A 21,032-nucleotide genomic window follows, 5' to 3' on the forward strand; every position below is an offset into this window, starting at 1 on the left:
TGTTAGAGAAGTGCAGTCCTGCCCGATTTCGGGGTTTGCTTCCACGGCCGCTTCGCAAAGCGGTCACCGGGAGCGATCACCGGAAGGCGGGCGGTGAGCGAGGAGGTGGCTCTGCGTGGACCTCGACGCCCCACACGGCGCCGCCCTCGGAGGCGCCCGCGCGACCGAGATCACGTTGAGCAAACGCCTGCGTTCGTTCCTCTCCTGGCCGTCCGCTGAGGATGATCCGGTCACCCGGCTGGCCCGGGCCCACCGCGCCGTCCACCCGAACGCCGACGTCGGGGTGCTGCGCCGCGGTTACGCCATTGCCGAGAGCATGCACCGGGGGCAGTTCCGCAAGAGCGGTGAGCCGTACATCACCCACCCGTTGGCGGTCGCGCAGATCTGTGCCGAGCTGGGCATGGACACCGTCACCCTGGTCGCCGCGCTGCTGCACGACACGGTCGAGGACACCCGCTACACCTTGCAGGCGCTGACCGGGGACTTCGGGCCCGAGGTGGCCCACCTGGTCGACGGGGTGACCAAGTTCGACAAGGCGTTCTACGGCAAGGCCGCCGAGGCCGAGACGATCCGAAAGATGATCATCGCGGCCGGCAAGGACGTCCGGGTTCTGATCATCAAGCTCGCCGACCGGCTGCACAACATGCGTACCCTCGGGGTCCGCTCGCCGGCCTCCCGGGCCCGGATCGCGGGGGCGACCCAGGAGGTGCTGGTCCCGCTCTGCGACCGGCTCGGCATCCAGGCGCTCAAGCGCGACCTGGACGACGTGGTGCTGCAACACCTCGAACCCGAGGCGTACGAGCTGATCGACGAGCACGTCAAGAACCGGCCACACTGGGCGGCCTACCTCGACGACGTGGTCAACCAGACCCGGGTGGTGCTCCGCCGGGACAAGATCGTGGCGACGGTGCAGCCCCGTCCCCGGCACTACTACTCGATCTGGAAGGACACCGTCGCCCGGGACCAGACGACCCCGTTCGACCTGCCCCGGATCGTGATCGTGGTCGACGGCCCGGACACCGACTGCTACGCCGCCCTCGGCTCGATCCACGGGCTCTGGCGACCTGTCGCCGGGCGGTTCAAGGACTACATCGCCGCCCCGAAGAACAACCTCTACCGCTCCCTGCACACCACGGTCATCGGTCCGGGCGAGCGTGTCGTCGAGGTGCTGATCCGGACCAGCACGATGCACCGGTCCGCCGAGTACGGCATCGCCGCCGACTTCCGCTATCCCCGTCCCGGGGTCGACGGCGCCAACAGCGCGGAGCAGCTCGACTGGCTGCAGCGGGTGCTCAACTGGGAACGGGAGACCGCCGACCCGGCGCAGTTCCTCCAGTCGCTGCGCTGCGACCTCGCCGAGACCCAGATCCAGGTCTTCGCCGAGGGCCGGCAGATCGTGCTGCCGTCCGGTTCCACGCCGGTGGACCTGGCGTACGAACTCGGCCCGGACCGGGGCGACCACTGTCTCGCCGCCAAGATCAACGGACGGCTGGCCCCGCTCTCCTCGGAACTGGAGGAGGGCGACGTGGTGGAGATCTTCACCGAGACCGACGCGCAGAGCGAACTCGACCTCGCGGTCGCCCCACCCGGCCCACGCCGGGAGTGGCTCGGCTTCGTCAAGTCCCCGCACGCCCAGATGCAGATCAACCGCTGGTTCGCCGATCACCAGGAACCGGGGATCTCCATCTCGGACAAGGTCCGACTGGGTCGGGCCACCATCGGGCTCACCCTGCGCAAACACAACCGTGGACTCGCCAGCGACCTGCCGTTGCGCCAGCTCGCCGAGCAGCAGGGTTATCCCGACCTGGAAACCCTGCTGGTCGCCGTGGTCGACCGGACCATCGAACCGGACACCGTGGTCGAGCAGCTCATCGCCATGGTCGACCATCAGGAGTGAGATCCGCTGTGCCCCGGGTCACCCATGGTCCGGGTACGACCTCTAGCCTGGATTCGTGATCACCCGCCGCTCGCCGACGCGTGCCATCGGCTACAAGGTCTTCTACCGCCTCCCCATCGGGGTACGTCGTCGGCTGGTCCGGCTGGCCGTGCCGAAGTACATCGTCGGCGCGGTCACCCTGGTCAGGGACGCCGAGGCAGCGGATCCCGGCCGACTGCTGCTGCTCCGTCAGCCACCCGGAAAGGGCTGGTCGCTGCCGGCCGGGCTGCTGCAACGCCGGGAGGCCCCGATCGTCGGCGCGGCCCGGGAACTGCACGAGGAGAGCGGCATCGAGCTGGCACCGGAGCAGCTCCAGCCGGCGGTGCCGAACGCCGTCGTACACGCCAAGGGCTGGGTGGACATGGTCTTCGAGGCCCGCGTCCCGGCCTCCACCACCCAACTGGTGGTCGACGGCGCCGAGGTGTACGAAGCCGCCTGGCACCGCCTCGACGACCTGCCCCGACTGACCGTGGCGACCGCCCGGCTGCTCGCCCACTACGGGATCGGTCCGCTCGTCGACACCGATCCGTCGGCCGAGGCACGTCCACCGACGTGAGCCACCGACGCGCCCCGACACCGGCCGGCGGATCGATGCCGGCCGGTACCCGGTCGACGACGCCCCCCGGGACCGGCCGGGACAGCCTCTGCGCCGTCGTCCTGGCGGCCGGCGAGGGCCGCCGGCTGCGCCCGCTCACCGAGCACCTCCCGAAAGCCCTCTGTCCGGTGGGGAACGTGCCGCTGCTCGACCGGGCCCTGCTCCGGGTCGCGGGGCTCGGCTTCGCCGGCCCGGACACCGTCGCGGTCAACGCCTGCTACCTCGGCGACCAGGTCGTCCGGCACGTCCGCGACCGGGCGTGGCTCTCGGTCGAGCCGGGCGACCCGCTCGGCACCTCCGGCGGGGTGGCGCGGCTGCGGGACTGGATCGACGGTCGGGGCGTACTGGTCGGAAACGCCGACGCCTACCTCGCCGCGCCGGACGCCCCGCCCGGCCCGGACATCGCCGCCCTGCTGGACGGTTGGGACGGCCGGACGGTACGCCTGCTGGGCCAGCCGGTCGCCGGTCCGGCCCGCCCGGGGGACTTCGGCAACCACCGGTTCGCCGGGTTCTCGCTGTTGCCGTGGTCCCGGGTCGTGGACCTGCCGACCGACCCGGCCGAACTGGTCCGGACCGTCTGGCGGCCCGCGGAGGCGGCCGGCGAACTGGAGGTGGTCGAGTTCGTCGGCACCTACCTCGACACCGGCACGCCCGCCGACTACCTGGCCGCGAACCTGCACGCGGCCGGTGGCGGCAGCCTGGTCGACCCCAGCGCGACGGTGACCGCGTCGCCGCACCGCGCGGTGATCGGAGCCGGCGCGACCGTGCACGGTACGGTCGACCGCTGCGTGGTCTGGCCGGGCGGGGTGGTGCGCGCCGGTGAGCGGCTGCACGAGGCGGTACGGGTCGGCACCGACCTGACGGTGCCGGCCGGGGTCCCCCCGACGCCGCCCGGCGCACCTTCGCCCGGTCCCGCCCGGGCGAACCCTTAGCATGGGCGGGCACCCGTAACGCGACGCCGACCACGGATCCCACTTCCCGGTACGGACGGACGTGGAGCCGGCCGGCACGTCGACGAGAGGAGTTCCACCGGTGATCACCGCGATCGTCCTGATCGACTGCGCCACCGATTCGATCCCCGAGGTGGCCGAGACGCTCGCCGCCCTGCCCGGCGTCAGCGAGGTCTACTCGGTCGCCGGTCACGTCGACCTGATCGCCGTGGTCCGGGTACGCGAGTTCGACCAGATCGCCGAGGTGATCGCGGGGCGCATCTCGAAGGTTCCCGGCGTGCTCAACACCGAGTCGCACATCGCCTTCCGGGCCTACTCCCAGCACGATCTGGAGGAGGCGTTCGCGATCGGTCTGCCGGACGCGGACTGACCCGGCGGATCCCGGAGCGGCACCCAGGAGCGGAGCTACCCGGCGGATCGGGGAGCAGCCCCCGAAGCAGGGCTACCCGCCGGTAACCTCGCCCGGTACGATCCTCGGATGACCTCGCGGCCCGACTCCGAACAGATCATCATCGATCGCGGCGGAGCCCAACTCGCGGTCCGGGTCCACCCGGAGCCCGCCGGTCGCCCGGACGCCCCGGTCGTGCTGCTCTGGCCGGCGATGGGAGTCCGCGCCAGCTACTACACGCCGTTTGTCGCCGCGTTGCGCGCCGCCGGACTCGCGGTGGTCGTGACCGACCTGCGCGGCACCGGCGAGAGCACCCCGGCGGCGAGCCGCGCCTCCCGCTACGGCTATCCCGAACTGGTCGACGACGTCGGCGCCGTGCTGGAGCGTCTGAAGTCACGGCTGGACGGGCGCACCCGGCTGCTGCTCGGTCACTCGCTGGGTGGCCAGGCGGCACTGCTGCACCTCGCCCTCACCGGCGGCGACCAGGTCGACGGGCTGGCCCTGGTCGCGGCCGGTGTGCCGTACTGGCGTCGCTACCCGGGGCACCGGAGCCTCCTGGTGCTGTCCGGCGCACAGTTGATCAATGGTGTCGCCGGCGTGCTCGGTAGCTGGCCCGGTTGGGGTTTCGGCGGACGGCAGGCCCGGGGCGTGATCCGGGACTGGGCGTACACCGTCCGGACCGGACGGTTCCCCCGACTCGACGGAGTCGACGCCGAGGCGGCCGTCCGGACCGTACGTACCCCGGTACTGGCGATCAGTGTCGAGGGTGATCCGTTGACGCCGCACGAATCCCTCGACGAACTCTGCGCCAAGCTGACCGCCGCGCCGGTGCGACGCGAGCGGTACGTGGCGGCGGAGGCGGACGGCCCGCTCAACCACTTCACCTGGGTCCGGGCCTCCGCCCCGATCGCAGCCCGGATCGCCACGTTCGCCGCGGAGCTGCCCGACCGTCGGTAGCCCGGCGGAGGGTGGCGTGCCGGTCGGCCGCGTTCACCGCCGGACGAGACAGCGCGACGGGTCCACCGGCCGGATGGCCGGTGGACCCGTCACCACGCGTCCCGGACAGCGGGGCAGCGGAGAAGCGGATCCGGTCAGCTGATCGTCGGACCCGGCGTGACCGGCGTACCGCCCCGCGACGGCGTACCGGAGCTCACCCCCGGGCTCGGCGGTACGGTGACGCCACCCGGGACCGGCACGCCCAGGCTCTGGGCCAGGGACACCAGCGCGTTGTGGTGCGCCTGCAACACCGGCGCCGCCTGCTGCGCCACCTGCTTGGCCGCCGGGTCGGAACCCTGCGTCAGCTCGGCCTGCACCAGCTGCATGGCCTGGCTGTGCGCGGTCAACTGGGCGGTGACCCACTGCGCGTCAAAATCCGCCCCGCTGACGTTCTGCAACTGGTTCACCACCGCCTGCTGCTCGCTGGTCACCTTGTTCGGCAGCGTCAACTTTCCCGCCGAGGCGACGCTCTGCACCTTCTGGTCCAGCTGGGTGTGGTCGGTCACGAACCGCGCCCCGAGCGTCTTCACCTCCTGGTTGGTCCCCTTCTGCTGGGCCAGGTTCCCGGTGGCGATCTCCGCGAGGTTCACCTGATGGATCGACGCCAGGAACTGTTTGTCCTGTGCGGACAACGCGCTGGACGGCGTCGCGGACGGCGTCGCCGTCTGTTCTGCGGCGGCACTGTACGCGGCTCCGGCCGGCACCAGGCCGAGCAACACCATCGAGACGAGCACGCCTAAGCGTTTGGTGACCAACATGGTCGTTCCCCCCTCCGTCGTTGAACCTCAGGGGTACCCGGTTGTCCGACGGACACGCGGACGGATCGAGCCCGGCATGATCCCGTACCGTCGGGGCAGGTCAGGGCCGGAAACGCTGGCCTGACCGGTGTGTCTCCCCCGGTCCCGCCGGCTGCCACCCCGGACCGTCCGTCACCGCTTTCCGGCCGACCGGGCCCGCCGCCCGTTTCCGGGGAAAACCCGGATCCGCGACCGGTGGCAGGTTCAGTCGCCGCTGTCCGGGGAATACGACCAGCCGGTCACTCCGCCGCCTTCGCCATCTTGGCGACCTCGATCCACTGGTCCAGGGTGCGGGCGGCGGCACCGGAATCGATCGACTCCGCCGCGCGGTCCAACCCGACCCGCAGCGCCGGCAGCAGCTCACCCTCGAAACCGCCCCGCGCCACCAGGGCCGCCGCCGTGTTGACCAGTACCGCGTCCCGGACCGGGCCGGGCTCGCCGGCGAGCAGCCGGCGGGTCACGTCGGCGTTGAAGGACGCGTCGCCGCCGCGCAGGTCACCGGGGGCCGACCGGGGCAGGCCGAGGTCGACCGCGTCGACCACGGTCTCCACGACCCGGCCCTGCGCCGCGATCCACAACCGGGTCGGCGCGGCGGTACTGAACTCGTCGAGCCCGTCCTCGCCCCGCATCACCAGGACCGAGTCGCCCCGCCGGGCGAAAACCTCGGCGACCACGGTCGCCATCCGCGGGTCGAAGCAACCCACCGCGCCGGAGCCCGGGCGGGCCGGGTTGGTCAGCGGGCCGAGGAAGTTGAAGACCGTCGGCACGCCCATCTCCCGCCGGGGTACCGCGGTGTGCCGCATGCCGGGGTGGAACCGGGCGGCGAAACAGAACCCGATCCCCACCTCGGTCACGCACCGGGCCACCCCGGCCGGCCCCAGGTCGAGCGGTACGCCGAGGTATTCCAGCAGGTCGGCCGCGCCGCAGGACGAGGACGCGGCCCGGTTGCCGTGCTTGACCACCGGTACCCCGGCCCCGGCCACCACCATCGCGGTCATGGTGGAGATGTTGACCGTGTGGGCCCGGTCCCCGCCGGTGCCGACCACGTCCACCGCACCGGACCGCAGCGCCTCCGGCAGGTCCACCAGGGTGGCCCGGGTCAGCATGGCCTCGACCAGGCCGGCCAGCTCCGCCGGGGTCTCCCCCTTGGCACGCAGCGCGGTGGCGAACCCGGCGATCTGCACCGGGGTCGCCGACCCCGCCATGATCTCACCCATCGCCCACGCGGTGTCGGCGGCGGAGAGTTCCTCACCGCGCAGCAGCGCGGCGAGAAGGTTGGGCCAGGTCCGTTCCCCCATGCGGGCCTCCCGAGCGGAGCGGGTGGTGAGCGAGTGTCGCGGTGTGGCGGGTGGGCGGACGCCGTCGTCCGGAGCCGGTGGCCGGCGTCGGAAGCGGCGGTCGCTCAGGAGCGCGAGGCTGCCCCGTCGGCGCGGGCCCGCAGCAGCCCGGCAACGGTCTGGCCGGTGGTCACCGGGTCGAGCGGGTGCACCAGGGTGGCGTCGACCTGTGCGTAGGCGGCGAGCCAGCGGTCCGCCGCGCGGGCGATCACCACGCAGGTCGGCGGCGCGTCGTCCCGGTCGTCCTTGATCTGCCGGGCGATGCCGAGGCCACCGGCCGGCGTCGCCTCGCCGTCGAGCAGCAGCAGGTCGATCTCGTACTCGTCGACCAGCCGGATGCACTTCTCGTAGCTGTCCGCGTCAACGAACTCGACGGTCAGATCGGCGGCCGGTCGGGTGCCCACGGCGAGCCGCATCCGGTCCCGGACCTCCGGGTCGTCGCTGTAGAGCAGGACGGTGTATAGACGATCGCTCATCGGTTGCCAGGCTCCCACCTCGTAGCTGCCCGCCGATCGTACCGGTCTCGCCCGACGGCCGACCGGGCCGCCCGGCCCGGGGGGTGGACGGCGCCCGAATCCCGGGACGCGCGGCGCGGTCGGCGGTCAGCCGGGAAGGCCGGCCGGGCCGTCGACCACCGGTGCGGCCGGAGTTCCGGCCGGGGCGTCGACGCCCGGTACGGCAGGGGTCTGCGCCGCCCGCTCCCGAGCCTCCTCCCGGGCCTCATCCCGGGCCTCCTGCCGGTCCAGCTCGCGGTCGATCCGCCGGGCCTCCCGCTCGGACTGCCGGATCCACTGCACCACCAGTACGGCGATCATGGTGACGCTGACGAACTCCCCACCGGCCCAGAGGATGCCGCCGGCGACCTTCTGGTCGGCGAACGGGTCGGCCCAGCCGAGCGCCAGCGAGGGGTACCAGTCGCCGCCGAACAGGGTGGTGCTCTGCATGACGGTGAGCCCGAGCACGGTGTGGAACGGCACCGAGAGCACCATCAGCAGGGCCCGGGCCGGGTACGGCCACCGGCCGGGCAGCGGGTCCGACCCGACCAGCGGCCAGAAGAACAGGCAGCCGGTGAGGATGAAGTGCGCGTGCACCCACTCGTGCGCCAGCGGGTGTTCCAACGTCACCCGGTAGAGGCCGGTGAAATACAGCACGAACGGGTTGACCACGAAGAGCGCGTACGCGAGGAGCGGGAACGACAGCACCTTCGCCACCCGGCTGTGCAGTACGGCGAGCAGCCGCCGCCGGGGCGCGCCGGTGAGCGTCCGCAGGGCCAGGGTGATCGGCGCGCCGAGGGCCAGGAAGATCGGCGCGACCATGGAGAGCACCATGTGCTGGACCATGTGCACCGACAGCAGGGTGGTGTCGTACGCCCCGAGCCCGCTCAGGGTGACCGCCGCGATGCCACCGAGGCCGGGTCCGAGGAACAGCACGGTACGCGAGACCGGCCAGTGGTCGCCGCGAATCCGCAGCCGGTGCACCCCGTAGAGGTACAGGGCGGCGGCGAGCACCAGGCCGACGGCGAGCCAGCTGTTCAGCGTGCTCTCGGTGAAGATCGAGGAGACGGTGAAGGGGGCCGTTTCGGCGCTCCCACCGGCGAGGACGTCCGGAGTCGGGAGGGCGACGGGTACGGCGGTCGCGGGGCCGGGATCGACGTGCAGCACGATTTTCAGGCTAGGCCAGACGAACCGGGCGAGGCGCGTCACCCCGTCCGACGAGGGAGTTAGGCCACCCCGACGATCGCCGATGCCGATCAGGGGCAATAATGACCGCGTGACTGCGGCCTCAGCCATTGACAAGAGCCGGATCCACTCGCTGACCCGACCGAACATGGTCAGCGTCGGGACGATCGTGTGGCTCTCGAGCGAACTCATGTTCTTCGCGGCGTTGTTCGCGATGTACTTCTCCATCCGCGCGGCGGCGCCGGAGTTGTGGGAGAAGCACACCGAAGCGCTCAACATCCCGTACGCGACGACCTTCACGGTGATCCTGGTGCTCTCCTCGGTCACCTGCCAGCTCGGCGTGTTCGCCGCGGAGCGGGGTGACGTGCACGCGCTACGCCGCTGGTTCACCGTCACCTTCGTGATGGGCCTGGTCTTCGTGCTCGGCCAGCTCAACGAGTACCGCGAGCTGGTACACCACGGGGTGAAGATCAACGCCGACGGGTACGGGTCGACGTTCTACCTGACCACCGGATTCCACGCGTTGCACGTGACCGGCGGGCTCATCGCCTTCATCATCTTCATGATCCGGACCACCATGGGCCGGTTCACTCCCGCGCAGGCCACCTCGGCGATCGTCGTGTCCTACTACTGGCACTTCGTCGATGTGGTCTGGATCGCGCTGTACGGCATGATCTACTGGCTCCAGTGATCTTGGTGCTGTCACGTTCCGCCACGATGCTCCGTCCCTGAGACAAGGTCGAGAAAACCGTTAAGGACACAGGCCATGACTTCTGACACCCCCGGCGGCGCCCGCTCCCGCGGGCTGCTCTCGCGGCTGCGCCGTGCGCGGTCCAGCCCGCGTAGCAAGGCCCGCCGGCGGCTGGGCGCCGCAGTCCGGCTACTGGCCGCACTGACCCTGGCCGGCGGCGCCTACACCGTCTTCGCGCCGGGCCTGCAGGCGCAGGACACCCCGCAGCTGACCACCGCCGCCCAGGAGGGCAAGGCGCTCTTCGACACCAGCTGTGTGACCTGCCACGGCCGCAACGCGCAGGGCATCGAGGGTCGCGGTCCGAGCCTGATCGGCGTCGGCTCCGCCTCGGTGGAGTTCCAGGTCGGCACCGGGCGGATGCCGCTGCCGCGCCAGGAGGCCCAGGCCGAGCGGAAGCCCCCGGTCTTCAACGACGACGAGATCAGGCAGCTCGCGCAGTACGTGCAGGAGCTGGGCGGCGGGCCGCAGCTGCCCGAGGGCGAGAACCTGCACCAGGGTGCCGACGTCGCCGAGGGCGGCCGGCTGTTCCGGCTCAACTGCTCCTCCTGCCACAGCTTCGGCGGCGGCGGTGGTGCTCTCAGCTCCGGCAAGTTCGCACCGAACCTGCGACCGGCGAACGACCGGCAGATCTACGCCGCGATGCTCACCGGACCGCAGAACATGCCGGTCTTCGGCGACAACCAGCTGCGTCCGGACCAGAAGGCCGACATCATCGCGTACGTCCAGGAGACGCTGGCCAAGGACCGCGACCCGGGCGGCCTGAACCTGGGTCGCCTCGGCCCCTCCACCGAGGGTGTGGCGATCTTCCTGGTCGGCATCGTGGCGCTGGTCTTCGCCTCGCTGTGGATTGCGGGTAAGTCATGAGCACGCGTACCGACGAACACACCCACGGGACCACCAACGAGCCGTTCGACCCGAACGACCCGCAGCTGTCCCGGTTCGACTTCGTCCGGGAAGGCGCCCGGCGGGACGACATCGAGATCGTCCACTACGAGTCCCAGTTCCCGGTACCGGGCACCAAGGCGGAACGCCGGCTGACCCGGCTCGTCGTCGGGCTCTTCCTGCTGGTCGGCCTCTTCGCGACGGCCTTCGTGGTGGCGTACATCTGGTGGCCGTGGAAGTACGAGCACGGCACCGGGATGACCAAGTTCTACACCCCGATCCTCGGCCTGACCCTCGGTCTGGCCCTGCTCGCCGTCGGATTCGGCATCCTGATCTGGGGCAAGAAGCTGCTCCCCAAGGAGGTCTCGATCCAGGACCGGCACGTCGAGCCGGCCTCGGACGAGGAACGCGCCCTCACCGGTAACACGCTGCTCTACATGGTCGACGAGCTCGGCGTACGGCGTCGCCCCCTGCTGGGCATCTCGCTGCTCGCCGGCCTGGCCCCGGTGGGCGCGGTCGCCGCCGCGCCGCTCGTCGGCGGTCTGATCCAGCAGCCGCACAAGCACAACCAGATGTTCACCACGGGCTGGAAGCCGATCGTCGACGGCGGACACACCGAGCTGGTCAAGCTGACCCACCACGACGGCACCCCGGTACGTCCCGAGGACGTCAGCCCCGGTGGTCAGATCACGGTGTTCCCCGGCATCCCGGACGGTGCGACCAACAAGCACGCGGACTCCCCCGTGCTGCTGATCCACCTCCGTCCGGCCGACGCCGAGGAGGCCCGGACGGCGAACCGGCGGGCCGGCCACGACGACTACATGTGGGGCAACTACATCGCGTACTCCAAGATCTGTACGCACGCGGGTTGCCCGGCCAGCCTCTACGAGCAGCAGACCAACCGGCTGCTCTGCCCCTGCCACCAGTCGCAGTTCCTCATCACCGACAACGCCCGTCCGGTCTTCGGACCCGCGAGCCGGCGACTCCCTCAGCTGCCGCTGACCGTTGAGGGTGGCTTCTTCGCGGCGAAGTCCGACTTCACCGAGACCGTCGGGCCCGACTTCTGGGAGCGGCCGTGAAGCGGCGAAGGTTCGACATAGCGGCGGTGCCGGGCAAGGCGGCCCGCGAGGTCGACGACCGGCTCCAGGTGAACACCCCGCTGCGTTCGCTGCTCAACAAGGTCTTTCCGGACCACTGGTCGTTCCTGCTCGGTGAGATCGCGCTCTTCTCGTTCATCGTGCTGCTGCTGACCGGTGTCTACCTGACCCTGTTCTTCGAGCCGTCGCTGCGCGAGGTCACCTACGACGGCAGCTACCGGCCGCTGCAGGGCACCCACATGTCCGCCGCGTACGCCACCTCCCTGGACATCTCGTTCGACGTCCGGGGCGGCCTGATCATGCGGCAGATGCACCACTGGGCGGCGCTGCTGTTCATGGCGGCGATCGTGGTGCACATGCTCCGGATCTTCTTCACCGGCGCGTTCCGCAAGCCGCGTGAGCTGAACTGGATGATCGGCTACCTGCTGTTCTGGGTCGGCTTCCTGGCCGGCTTCACCGGCTACTCGCTCCCGGACGACGGGCTCTCCGGCACCGGTCTGCGGATCGCCTCGGCGATCATGCTCTCCATCCCGGTGGTGGGTTCCTGGCTGACCTCGTCGATCTTCGGCGGCGAGTTCCCCGGCGAGATCATCATCAGCCGGTTCTTCATCGCCCACGTGCTGCTGATCCCGGGCCTGCTCGTCGCCCTGATCAGCGCGCACCTCGGACTGGTCTTCAAGCAGAAGCACACCCAGTGGCCCGGCCCCGGCCGGACCAACACCAACGTGGTCGGCGAGCGGATGTTCCCGCGCTACGCGATCAAGCAGGGTGGCTTCTTCATGATCGTCTTCGGCGTGATCGCGCTGCTCGGCGGTCTGGTCCAGATCAACCCGATCTGGCTCTTCGGACCGTACGAGGCCGGCGTGGTCTCCGCCGCCAGCCAGCCCGACTGGTACGTCATGTTCCTGGACGGCTCGACCCGACTGATGCCGCCCTGGGAGATCAACATCCCGATCGGCAACGGGTACGTCATCCCGCCGCTGTTCTGGCCGACCGTGGTGCTGCCCGGCATCCTGACCGTGCTTCCGCTGCTCTACCCGTTCATCGAGGCACGGATCAACAAGGACCGGCGGATCCACAACCTGCTGCAGCGCCCGCGTGACGTCCCCGGCCGGACCGCCCTCGGCGCGATGGCCGTGACGTTCTGGGTGGTGCTGACGCTCTCCGGCGCCAACGACGTGATCGCGGACAAGTTCTTCATCAGCCTGAACGCGATGACCTGGGCGGGCCGGATCGGTCTGATCATCCTGCCGCCGCTGGCGTACTACATCACCTACCGGATCTGCCTCGGCCTGCAGCAGCACGACCGGGAGGTGCTGGCGCACGGTGTCGAGACCGGCATCATCCGCCGGCTGCCGAACGGGCAGTTCGTCGAGGTGCACCAGCCCCTCGGCCCGGTCGACGAGCACGGCCACACCGAGCTGGAGTACGTCGGCTGGGTGGTGCCGAAGAAGATGAACCGGCTCGGCGCGCTGGGGCCGGCCATCAGGGGCTTCTTCTACCCGATCGAGAAGCCGGCCGAGGCGCCGGTCTCGCCCGGCCACCCGCCGGTCGAGCCCCGCCCCGAGCAGCAGGAGATCGGCAGCGGCAAGCACTGAGCTGTGAGGAAGGGCCCCTTCTTATCGCATTCTGCGTAGGAAGGGGCCCTTTTTAACACCCGTGCCCGGCCGTTCGCAGCCCGTCGACACCGCCGACGAAGTCGAGGATGCGCCGGTTCACCAGATCCGGCTCCTCCATCGGGAGTCCGTGGCCGGCGCCAGGCACGATCTCGGCGCGGATCCCGGTGATCAGGTCCCGGGCCCGGGCCACCGCCCGCTCGGGCCGCAGCAGCGAGCTGCGGGCACCGAGCAGCAGCTGGATCGGCACCCGAACCGACCGGAGTTCGTGGTCGTCGAACCGGCGGGCCGCCGGTCGCCTGGTACGCCAGGTACGCCAGGTACGCGCGGCGAGCATCACGGGCGCCAACTGTTCGGGCGACTCGACCAGGGCGTGGTTGGCCAGCAGCCTGGACAGGCGGGGGCGGGCCCGGCGCGGGGCCAGCGTCGCGAACGCGCCGAGCAGGATGTTCAGGTAGAACCGGGCCGGCACCTTCTCCAGTCCTCCGGGGGTCCAGCAGCGTCACCGAGGCCAGCCGGTCCGCGCCGTGCAGGAGCACGATCGGCATGCCGGGCGTCGAACCGTGCTGGTGGACGTGGGTGGTGCTCTCCACGTCCCTCTCCTGCCGAGGCTGCGGCCACCCCCGCATCGCGACGTCGTACGCCCGCAGGAACCTCTCTCGGGCCTGTTCGCTGGTGAACCGTCCGATCTGTTGCCGACTCCCCGACACCATCTCACCGGGCGGGCTCGACCGGACACGACGTACCGGCGAGGTCGCCGCGGCCCTGGACGTCGCCGCGGAGGCCGCCAACCTGCTGGCCCTGGCGACCGGACTGGCCGACAGCGTGATGGCCGGCCTACGCGACGCGGAGGCCGCGCAACGGCTGCTACGGCACCAGCTGGACCGGGTGTTCGACACCGCTCCCCTGGCCGGCTGAGTCGACGCGCAAAGTCGAAGGCCCGCCACCCGTTCGGGGTGGCGGGCCTTCGGCAGGTGCGCTGCCCGTCGTCAGTGCTCGGCGGTACGCCGGGTGCCGCTGTAGTACTCGAAGAGCAGACCGCAGGCGGCGAAGACCACCGCGACCAGGCCTGCGGCGATCAGCCACCACTGCCAGAACACCAGGCCCAGCCCGGCCACGCTGGCCGCCAGGGCGATGCCGAACGGCCAGTAGCTGCCCGGGCTGAAGAAGCCGACCTCACCGGCGCCGTCGGCGATCTCGCCGTCCGGCCGGTCCTCCGGACGCGGGTCGATCCGGCGCGAGACGAACCAGAAGAAGCCGCCGCACATCGCGGTGAGCAGGAAGGACAGGATCAGCGCGACGAGCCCGATCCACTCGACCCGACCGTCCGCGCCGTGCGTCCAGAGCCCGTAGATGACGGCGACGATCGCCAGGAAGAACGAAACGATGCCGAAGAGGCGCCACTCAGACTTCATCTCCGCCGTCCTCAGCTTCCCGCGCCCGCGGCGCTCGCGTTACCGAAGTTGTTGACGTCGCGCCGGGTGTCGAACGGCCTGGTCGTCGTCGCCAGCGGAGCCTCGCCGATCGAGGCCAGGGCGTCCTGGGTCGACTGACCACCCTGCTTCGCGGCGATGAACCGGTCGTACTCGTCCGGCGACACCACCCGCAGCTCGAAGTTCATCATCGAGTGGTACGTGCCGCACAGCTCGGCGCAGCGGCCGACGAAGGCGCCCTCCTGGTCCAGGCTGCTGACCTGGAACACGTTGCGGACGTTGCCCGGGAAGACGTCACGCTTGAACAGCAGCTCCGGGACCCAGAACGAGTGGATGACGTCCCTGCTGGTCTCCTCGATCCGGATGCTCCGCCCGGTCGGCAGGACCAGGATCGGGATCACCTCGGTGGTGCCCAGCGTCGAGGCGATCGTGGTCGCGTCCACGCCCGGCCGGTCCCGGTAGTTGAACTGCCAGTTCCACTTGAAGCCGACCACCTCGACGGTGACGTCGGGGTTGTCCGTGACCTTGTTGACCCCGGTCTGGACGATCGCGGTGTAGTAGAAGAGCACCGAGACGACCAGGATCGGCGCGATGGTGTAGAGGAACTCCATCGGCATGTTGAACCGGGTCTGCACCGGCAGCGCCTCGCCCCGCTTCCGGTAGCGGATCACGCACCAGAAGATCAGGCCCCAGACGAAGACGCCGACCGCGAGCGCGGCGATGACGGAGCCGATCCACAGGTCGTACATCCGGTGGGACTCCGGGCTGATGCCGCCCTGGGGCCAGCCGAACCCGTCGAACGTCTGTCCGACGTCACAGCCGGTCAGCAGGACGAGCAGTGCGGCACCGCCGGCTCCGAGCCCGGCCAGCCGGCCGAGCGAGCGACGCTGGCCCCGTCCCCGGGAATCCCGGGAACTGCTCTGCCGTACGACCGACGGCGGTACCTCCGAACCCCTTGCGACCACCTGGTCCTGCCTCCCTAGCGCGCCGCACGCTGTCCGCTTTGTCGACACCGGCGGCAAAGGCGTCACCGACGGTCGCAGATTACTCGACCTGAGTCGGCTGGACGGCCTTGGGGTCCGCGTCCCCACTCCCCCGGGGGATCTTGCCCGGTCCACACCCGGGTTACCGTTCCCTGGTGAACGTGCCTCCGGCGTACTTCGACGCGGCCGCCGCCGCACCGTTACACCCCGTAGCCCGCCAGGCGATGCTCGCGGCGCTGGAGGACGGCTGGGCGGATCCGGCGAAGCTCTACACGCAGGCCCGCCGGGCCCGTCAACTGCTCGACGCGGCGCGGGCGGCCACCGCCGAAGTCCTCCGGGTACGCCCCGACGAGCTCTCCTTCACCCCGAGCGGTACGGCCGCCGCGCATGCCGCCGTGCTGGGAGGTCTGGCCGGACGTCGGCGGGTCGGCGCAACGCTGGTGCACTCGGCGATCGAACACTCCGCGGTGCTGCACGCGGCGGAGCGGCACGTCGGCGCGGGCGGCTCGGCGCGGCCGGTACCGGTGGACCGGTCCGGCCGGCTCGATCTCGACGCCTGGTCGAGCGCGGTCAGCGCGCCCGGCGTGGCGCTGGCCGCGCTGATCAGCGCCAGTCACGAGGTGGGCACCACACAGCCGGTGACCGAGGCGGCCCGGGCCTGCGGCACGGCCGGGGTGCCGCTCTACGTCGACGCCGCGCAGTCGGTCGGCCGGGTACCGGTCGCCGAGGGCTGGTCGGTGCTGTCGGCCAGCGCACACAAGTGGGGCGGGCCGCCCGGCGTCGGTCTCCTGGTGGTGCGCAAGGGCAGCCGGTGGGAGTCGCCGTATCCGGCGGACGACCGGGAGTCGGGTCGTACCCCGGGGGTGCCGAACCTGCCGGCGATCGTGGCGGCGGCGGCCGCGCTGCGGGCGGTGCACGCCGAGGCGGCCGACGAGGCGGCCCGACTCGCCCCGCTGGTGGACCGAATCCGGGCCACCGTTGCGGAGACCGTGCCCGACGTGGAGGTGGTCGGTGATCCCGTCGACCGGCTGCCCCACCTGGTCACCTTCTCCTGCCTGTACGTCGACGGCGAGGCACTGCTGCACGCGCTGGACCGGCGGGGTTTCGCGGTCTCCTCCGGCTCGTCCTGCACCTCCTCCACCCTGCGTCCGTCCCACGTGCTGGAGGCGATGGGCGTGCTCTCCCACGGCAACGTCCGGATCTCGTTGCACCGGGAGAGCACCGTGGCCGAGGTGGAGCGCTTCCTCACCGAGTTGCCGGGGATCGTCGCCGAGCTGCGTACCCAGGCCGGGGTGGTCGGCCTCTGACCGGAGCCCAAAAAACTTGACAGTCGCTTTCAGTTGGCATCTACTCTCATAAAGGGAGTCGCTGCCGAATAGATTGGCGCTGTCATGACGGAGACGGGTACCCGGAAGTGGTGGGCGCTCGGCGCGCTCTCCGCCAGCGGACTGGTGATCGGCCTGGACATCACCGTCCTCAACGTGGCCCTACCAGCCTGGCCACGGCGCTGCCAGCCAGCACCAGCGACCTGCAGTGGGTCGCGAACTCGTACAACCTGGTCTTCGCCGCGATGCTGCTCCCGGCCGGCCTGCTGGGCGACCGGCTCGGCCGCAAGCGGCTGCTGCTCGTCGCGCTGGCCCTGTTCGGGGTGGCCTCGCTGGCCTGCGCGTACGCCTCCTCGGCGGAGTGGCTGATCGGCGCCCGCGCGCTGCTCGGCCTGGGTGCCGCCTTCGTGGTGCCGCTGTGCATGTCCGTGCTGCCGGTGCTGTTCACTCCGCAGGAGCGGGGACAGGCGATCGGGCTCTGGGTGACCGCGAACGCCGTCGGCCTCCCACTCGGTCCGATCGTCGGCGGCTGGTTGCTGGACCACTACTGGTGGGGATCGGTCTTCCTGATCAACATCCCGGTCATCGCGATCGCCCTGATCGCGGTCCTGCTGTTGATGCCCGAGTCGCGCAGCAGCCAACGTCTCCGGCTCGACCTGGTCGGAATCCTCGTCTCCTGCGCCGGACTGGCCTGCCTGACCTGGGGCGTCATCGAGCTCGGCGATCGGGGCGTCGGCAACGGCACCCGGTCGCCGCCGTGGGCATCGGCGTCGCCCTGCTCGGCGCCTTCGTCGTCGGGGAACGCCGGGTCGGCCGGCGCCCCGACATCCGTCCCCTGATCGACCTCGCCCTGTTCCGCTCGGCCAGCTTCACCTAGGCGACCGTGCTGGCCACCGTGGTGACCTTCGCGCTGCTGGGCGCGCTGTTCGCTCTCCCCCAGTACTTCCAGGCCGTGCTTGACGCCGACGCCCTCGGGACCGGCCTACGGCTGCTCCCGTTGATCGGCGGCGTACTGCTCGGCGCCCGGCTCGGCGCCCGGCTGGTGCCCCGGCTCGGCGCCAGGGTGCCGGTCGCCATCGGGTTCCTGGTGCTGGCCGCCGGCCTGTTCGCGGGCACCGCGACCGGCACCGGCACCGGGTACGCGTTCGTCGCCGGCTGGCTCACCGCCGTGGGCCTGGGGATGGGACTCGTCCTGCCCATCGCCTCGGACATCGCCCTCGGCACCCTCTCCGTGGAGCGCAGCGGCGCCGGTTCCGCACTCATCCAGGCGTTGCGCCAGGTTGGCGGAACGATCGGGGTGGCGACCCTGGGTAGCGTGCTCAACGCCGTATACCGCGACCGGCTGGACCCGGCCGGACTGCCGGCACCGGCCGCGGAGGCGGCCCGGGACAGCGCCCCGGCCGGCGTACTGGTCGCCCGCCAACTGGACGCGCCGGCGTTGCTGGACTCCGTCCGGGATGCCTTCGTCGACGCGCTGGCCGCCATGCTCTGGGTGTGCGGTGGGCTCGGGCTGCTCGGCGCCGTACTGGCGATCGCCTTTCTCCCCCGGCGAACCGGGCCGGTCACCGCCGCGCCGGTTGGCCGGCCGGCCCCGGAGACCGGAGAATCGGGGCAGGTGACCGTCGGCTGAACAGGAGTACCCGAAGTGCCCGGGCTACGCGAACGCAACAAGGCCAGGACGAGGGCGGAGATTCGGCGCCAGGCCCTGCGTCTGTTCCGCGACCAGGGGTACGCCGCCACCACCGTGGAACAGATCGCGGCGGCGGCCGAGGTGTCGCAGAGCACCTTCTTCCGCTACTTCCCCAGCAAGGAGGACGTGGTGCTGCGGGACGACCTGGACCCGCTGGTCTACGAGGCCTTCGTCGCCGCCCCGGCCGAGCTGACCCCGATCCAGGCGTTCCGGTCGGCCATCCGCACGGTCTACCTGGGCCTGTCTCCCGAACAGCGCGCCGAGGAGTGGGCGCGGCACCGGCTGACCCAGTCCGTGCCGGAGCTGCGGGCCCGCAACCTGGACTCGCTGCTGCAGGCGATGGGACTGTTCACCGAGGCGGTGGCCCGGCGGGTCGGTCGGCAACCCGACGACCTCGCCGTACGGGCGTTCGTCGGTGCCCTGGTCGGAGTCGGACTCGCCGTGCTGCTCAACGCCGACCAGGACCCGTCCGGTTATCTCGAGTTGTTCGACGAGGGGCTCGCCCAACTTGAGGCGGGGCTTCCGCTGTGAGCGCCCCCGACGCCGTCGTCGACTGTCTCGGCCAGCGCTGTCCGCTGCCGGTGATCGCGGCGGCCCGACGGCTGCCCGAGCTGCCGGTCGGTGCGGTCCTCCGGGTGCTCGCCGACGACCCGGCGGCCGCGATCGACATTCCGGCCTGGTGCCGGATGCGTGGGCAGGAGTTCGTCGGCGCCTCGACGGTGGCCGGCTCTCCGGCCTACGACGTACGCCGCGCCCACTGACCCTCGTCGGCCGGGTCAGGGCCCCCACCGGCACGGCGGCCGCCGGCCGGAGCACTCCCACCACGGTCAGGGCGTCGGCGCCGGCCCGGCCGGACCGGCGCTCCTCCCCGGTGGCGCCGGGCTCCGACCGGTAGGGCCGGCCCGGCACCCCACCCGACTCGCCGGAGCACCGGCGGCGACGGTGTCAGCCGAGGTACGGCCGGACGTCCTCGGCGGCCTCGTCCCCGTACGACTCGGCGAGCCGCTTCACGAACAGGTCGGTACGGACCTCGTACTCCTGGGGGCCGACCGTCTCCAGCACCAGGGTGGCGAGCAGCGAGCCGACCTGGGCGGCCCGCTCCAGGCTGAGTCCCCAGGAGATGGCGGCGAAGAAACCGGCCCGGAAGCCGTCGCCGACGCCGGTCGGGTCGGCGATGTGCAGTTCGCGGGCGATCGGCACCCGGAACGGCGTGATGTCGCGGCCGGCGATCTCCACACCGTCCTTGCCGAGCGTGGTCACCCGGATCTTGACCCGTTCCAGCAGCTGGTCGTCGGTCAGGCCGGCCTTGCTCTGCAGCAGGGACTTCTCGTAGTCGTTGGTCAGCAGGTAGTCCGCGCCGTCGATCAGGCCGATCACGTCGCTTCCGTCCATCCGGGCGAGCTGCTGGGACGGGTCGGCGGCGAAGGCGTACCCGCGCTGGCGGCACTCCTCGGAGTGCCGCAGCATGGCCGCCGGGTCGTTGGCGCTGACGATGACGAGGTCGAGCCCGCCGACCCGGTTCGCGACCGGCGCGAGTTCGATGTTGCGGGCCTCGCTCATCGCCCCGGCGTAGAAGGAGGCGATCTGGCACATCTCGGTGTCGGTGGTGCAGACGAACCGTGCCGTGTGGGCCACCTCGCTGACGTGCAACGAGTCACAGTCGACGCCGTGCCGCTCCAGCCACGAGCGGTAGTCGTCGAAGTCGGCGCCGACGGCACCGAGCAGTACGGGACGCAGCCCGAGCTGGGCCATGCCGAACGCGATGTTGGCGGCCACCCCGCCCCGCCGGAGCACCAGCTCGTCGACGAGGAAGGAGAGTGAGACCTTGTGCAACTGGTCGGCGATGAACTGATCCGCGAACCGACCCGGGAAATGCATCAGGTGGTCGGTCGCGATCGAGCCGGTAACGGCGATCTTCATGTCGGCCCTCAGGATCGGGAGATGGAACCGCGGCCGGGTCAGCCTACCGGTCCGTCTCCTCCCCGCCCCCTATCGATCGGGTACCGGCCACCGGCATGTCACCAGGTCGTCGCCCGGAGTCACCGCGCCGGATCCACCGGAACGACCGGCCCGGGTCACGGAAACGAGAAACGGGCCGTCCGTACGCGGGTGGCGTGACGGAATTGTTCCGTCGTGCCACCCGCGCGGGACGGCCCGCTCAGGCAGAACCGTGGGTGAATCGGTGTGCGACGCCGATCAGTGGAACGAGTCACCGCACGCGCAGGAGTTCTGCGCGTTCGGGTTGTCGATGGTGAAGCCCTGGGCGTCGATCCGGTCGGCGAAGTCGATGGTCGCACCGCTCAGGTAGGGCGCGCTCATCCGGTCGACGACAACCTCGACACCGCCGAAGTCGTTGACGATGTCACCGTCGAGCGAACGCTCGTCGAAGAAGAGCTGGTAACGCAGGCCCGAGCAGCCGCCCGGCTGCACGGCGACCCGCAGCCGCAGGTCGTCCCGGCCCTCCTGCTCGATCAGGGCCTTCACCTTCTGCGCCGCCACGTCGGTGAGGACGATAGTGCTCGGGGTGGTTGCCGCGGTCGACTCGGTCTGCGCTGGCGTTGTCACGTGAAAATCTCC

24 protein-coding genes are annotated in these 21,032 nt (G+C 71.0%); 15 read left to right on the forward strand and 9 right to left on the reverse strand.

Annotated features, from left to right (window positions below; all coding sequences use genetic code 11):
* Nucleotides 1–115: 115 nt before the first annotated feature.
* From V1633_RS26855 to V1633_RS26875, 5 genes are all read left to right on the forward strand, one after another.
* Complete coding sequence (locus V1633_RS26855; RefSeq protein ID WP_331215656.1) at nt 116–1,897, forward strand: RelA/SpoT family protein; 1,782 nt, start codon at nt 116–118, stop codon at nt 1,895–1,897.
* A 58-nt stretch (nt 1,898–1,955) separates the two neighbouring features.
* The gene (locus V1633_RS26860) at nt 1,956–2,492 is read left to right on the forward strand and encodes an NUDIX hydrolase (RefSeq protein WP_331215905.1); all 537 of its coding nucleotides are present in this window, start codon (nt 1,956–1,958) and stop codon (nt 2,490–2,492) included.
* 35 nt (nt 2,493–2,527) lie between these two features.
* The gene (locus V1633_RS26865; RefSeq protein ID WP_331215655.1) at nt 2,528–3,463 is read left to right on the forward strand and encodes a nucleotidyltransferase family protein; all 936 of its coding nucleotides are present in this window, start codon (nt 2,528–2,530) and stop codon (nt 3,461–3,463) included.
* Nucleotides 3,464–3,563: 100 nt separating this feature from the next.
* Nucleotides 3,564–3,851, forward strand: coding sequence for an Lrp/AsnC family transcriptional regulator (locus tag V1633_RS26870; protein WP_331215654.1), 288 nt, complete (start codon nt 3,564–3,566; stop codon nt 3,849–3,851).
* Nucleotides 3,852–3,959: 108 nt separating this feature from the next.
* Nucleotides 3,960–4,826 carry an alpha/beta hydrolase family protein gene (locus V1633_RS26875; RefSeq protein WP_331215653.1) on the forward strand — a complete coding sequence of 289 codons (867 nt, stop codon included), beginning with the start codon at nt 3,960–3,962 and terminating at the stop codon, nt 4,824–4,826.
* Between the two features lie 134 nt (nt 4,827–4,960).
* On the opposite strand, the gene V1633_RS26880 is transcribed toward V1633_RS26875, so the two are convergent.
* The 4 genes from V1633_RS26880 to V1633_RS26895 form a co-directional block, all read right to left on the reverse strand.
* On the reverse strand, nt 4,961–5,623 hold the full coding sequence (locus tag V1633_RS26880; protein WP_331215652.1) for a DUF4142 domain-containing protein: 663 nt from the start codon (nt 5,621–5,623) through the stop codon (nt 4,961–4,963).
* Nucleotides 5,624–5,901: 278 nt separating this feature from the next.
* Entirely contained in the window at nt 5,902–6,960 is a 1,059-nt protein-coding gene (gene trpD, locus V1633_RS26885) for an anthranilate phosphoribosyltransferase (RefSeq protein WP_331215651.1), read from the reverse strand.
* 104 nt (nt 6,961–7,064) lie between these two features.
* Nucleotides 7,065–7,475: a response regulator gene (locus V1633_RS26890; protein WP_331215650.1), complete on the reverse strand. Its 411-nt coding sequence runs from the start codon at nt 7,473–7,475 to the stop codon at nt 7,065–7,067.
* A 126-nt stretch (nt 7,476–7,601) separates the two neighbouring features.
* Nucleotides 7,602–8,660 carry a cytochrome c oxidase assembly protein gene (locus V1633_RS26895; protein WP_407952052.1) on the reverse strand — a complete coding sequence of 353 codons (1,059 nt, stop codon included), beginning with the start codon at nt 8,658–8,660 and terminating at the stop codon, nt 7,602–7,604.
* 109 nt (nt 8,661–8,769) lie between these two features.
* Here V1633_RS26895 and ctaE point away from each other — a divergent pair, with 109 nt between their 5' ends.
* The 4 genes from ctaE (at nt 8,770) to qcrB (ending at nt 13,006) form a co-directional block, all read left to right on the forward strand.
* A complete protein-coding gene (ctaE, locus tag V1633_RS26900) occupies nt 8,770–9,369 on the forward strand; it encodes an aa3-type cytochrome oxidase subunit III (protein WP_331215649.1) in 600 nt (199 codons plus the stop codon).
* A gap of 75 nt (nt 9,370–9,444) precedes the next feature.
* Entirely contained in the window at nt 9,445–10,293 is an 849-nt protein-coding gene (gene qcrC, locus V1633_RS26905; protein WP_331215648.1) for a cytochrome bc1 complex diheme cytochrome c subunit, read from the forward strand.
* Nucleotides 10,290–11,390, forward strand: a complete 1,101-nt coding sequence (gene qcrA / locus V1633_RS26910) for a cytochrome bc1 complex Rieske iron-sulfur subunit (protein WP_331215647.1) — start codon at nt 10,290–10,292, stop codon at nt 11,388–11,390. The genes qcrC and qcrA overlap by 4 nt, the downstream gene beginning before the upstream one ends.
* Entirely contained in the window at nt 11,387–13,006 is a 1,620-nt protein-coding gene (gene qcrB / locus V1633_RS26915; protein ID WP_331215646.1) for a cytochrome bc1 complex cytochrome b subunit, read from the forward strand. The genes qcrA and qcrB overlap by 4 nt, the downstream gene beginning before the upstream one ends.
* Nucleotides 13,007–13,058: 52 nt before the next feature.
* Here qcrB and V1633_RS26920 read toward each other — a convergent pair whose 3' ends face one another.
* Nucleotides 13,059–13,496 carry an alpha/beta fold hydrolase gene (locus V1633_RS26920; RefSeq protein WP_331215645.1) on the reverse strand — a complete coding sequence of 146 codons (438 nt, stop codon included), beginning with the start codon at nt 13,494–13,496 and terminating at the stop codon, nt 13,059–13,061.
* Between the two features lie 74 nt (nt 13,497–13,570).
* On the opposite strand from V1633_RS26920, the gene V1633_RS26925 reads away from it, so the two are divergent.
* Entirely contained in the window at nt 13,571–13,942 is a 372-nt protein-coding gene (locus V1633_RS26925) for a hypothetical protein (protein ID WP_331215644.1), read from the forward strand.
* 71 nt (nt 13,943–14,013) lie between these two features.
* Here V1633_RS26925 and V1633_RS26930 read toward each other — a convergent pair whose 3' ends face one another.
* Nucleotides 14,014–14,439, reverse strand: coding sequence for a cytochrome c oxidase subunit 4 (locus V1633_RS26930; RefSeq protein ID WP_331215643.1), 426 nt, complete (start codon nt 14,437–14,439; stop codon nt 14,014–14,016).
* 11 nt (nt 14,440–14,450) lie between these two features.
* Nucleotides 14,451–15,422 (reverse strand): aa3-type cytochrome oxidase subunit II, encoded by a 972-nt coding sequence (gene ctaC, locus V1633_RS26935; RefSeq protein ID WP_331215642.1) that lies wholly within the window; start codon nt 15,420–15,422, stop codon nt 14,451–14,453.
* Nucleotides 15,423–15,595: 173 nt separating this feature from the next.
* Here ctaC and V1633_RS26940 point away from each other — a divergent pair, with 173 nt between their 5' ends.
* The 5 genes from V1633_RS26940 (at nt 15,596) to V1633_RS26960 (ending at nt 19,216) form a co-directional block, all read left to right on the forward strand.
* Nucleotides 15,596–16,747, forward strand: a complete 1,152-nt coding sequence (locus tag V1633_RS26940; protein ID WP_331215641.1) for a cysteine desulfurase family protein — start codon at nt 15,596–15,598, stop codon at nt 16,745–16,747.
* A gap of 110 nt (nt 16,748–16,857) precedes the next feature.
* Nucleotides 16,858–17,604, forward strand: coding sequence for an MFS transporter (locus V1633_RS26945; RefSeq protein WP_331217110.1), 747 nt, complete (start codon nt 16,858–16,860; stop codon nt 17,602–17,604).
* A gap of 44 nt (nt 17,605–17,648) precedes the next feature.
* Nucleotides 17,649–18,395, forward strand: coding sequence for an MFS transporter (locus tag V1633_RS26950; RefSeq protein WP_331215639.1), 747 nt, complete (start codon nt 17,649–17,651; stop codon nt 18,393–18,395).
* Between the two features lie 15 nt (nt 18,396–18,410).
* Complete coding sequence (locus V1633_RS26955; protein ID WP_331215638.1) at nt 18,411–18,986, forward strand: acyl-CoA-like ligand-binding transcription factor; 576 nt, start codon at nt 18,411–18,413, stop codon at nt 18,984–18,986.
* Complete coding sequence (locus tag V1633_RS26960; RefSeq protein WP_331215637.1) at nt 18,983–19,216, forward strand: sulfurtransferase TusA family protein; 234 nt, start codon at nt 18,983–18,985, stop codon at nt 19,214–19,216. The genes V1633_RS26955 and V1633_RS26960 overlap by 4 nt, the downstream gene beginning before the upstream one ends.
* 184 nt (nt 19,217–19,400) lie before the next feature.
* Here V1633_RS26960 and V1633_RS26965 read toward each other — a convergent pair whose 3' ends face one another.
* Nucleotides 19,401–20,375 (reverse strand): carbohydrate kinase family protein, encoded by a 975-nt coding sequence (locus tag V1633_RS26965; protein ID WP_331215636.1) that lies wholly within the window; start codon nt 20,373–20,375, stop codon nt 19,401–19,403.
* Nucleotides 20,376–20,651: 276 nt separating this feature from the next.
* Nucleotides 20,652–21,020, reverse strand: a complete 369-nt coding sequence (erpA, locus tag V1633_RS26970) for an iron-sulfur cluster insertion protein ErpA (protein ID WP_331215635.1) — start codon at nt 21,018–21,020, stop codon at nt 20,652–20,654.
* Between the last annotated feature and the right edge of the window lie 12 nt (nt 21,021–21,032).

Origin of the sequence: Plantactinospora sonchi (assembly GCF_036422035.1) — a bacterium.
GTDB classification, from domain to species: Bacteria; Actinomycetota; Actinomycetes; order Mycobacteriales; family Micromonosporaceae; genus Plantactinospora; species Plantactinospora sonchi.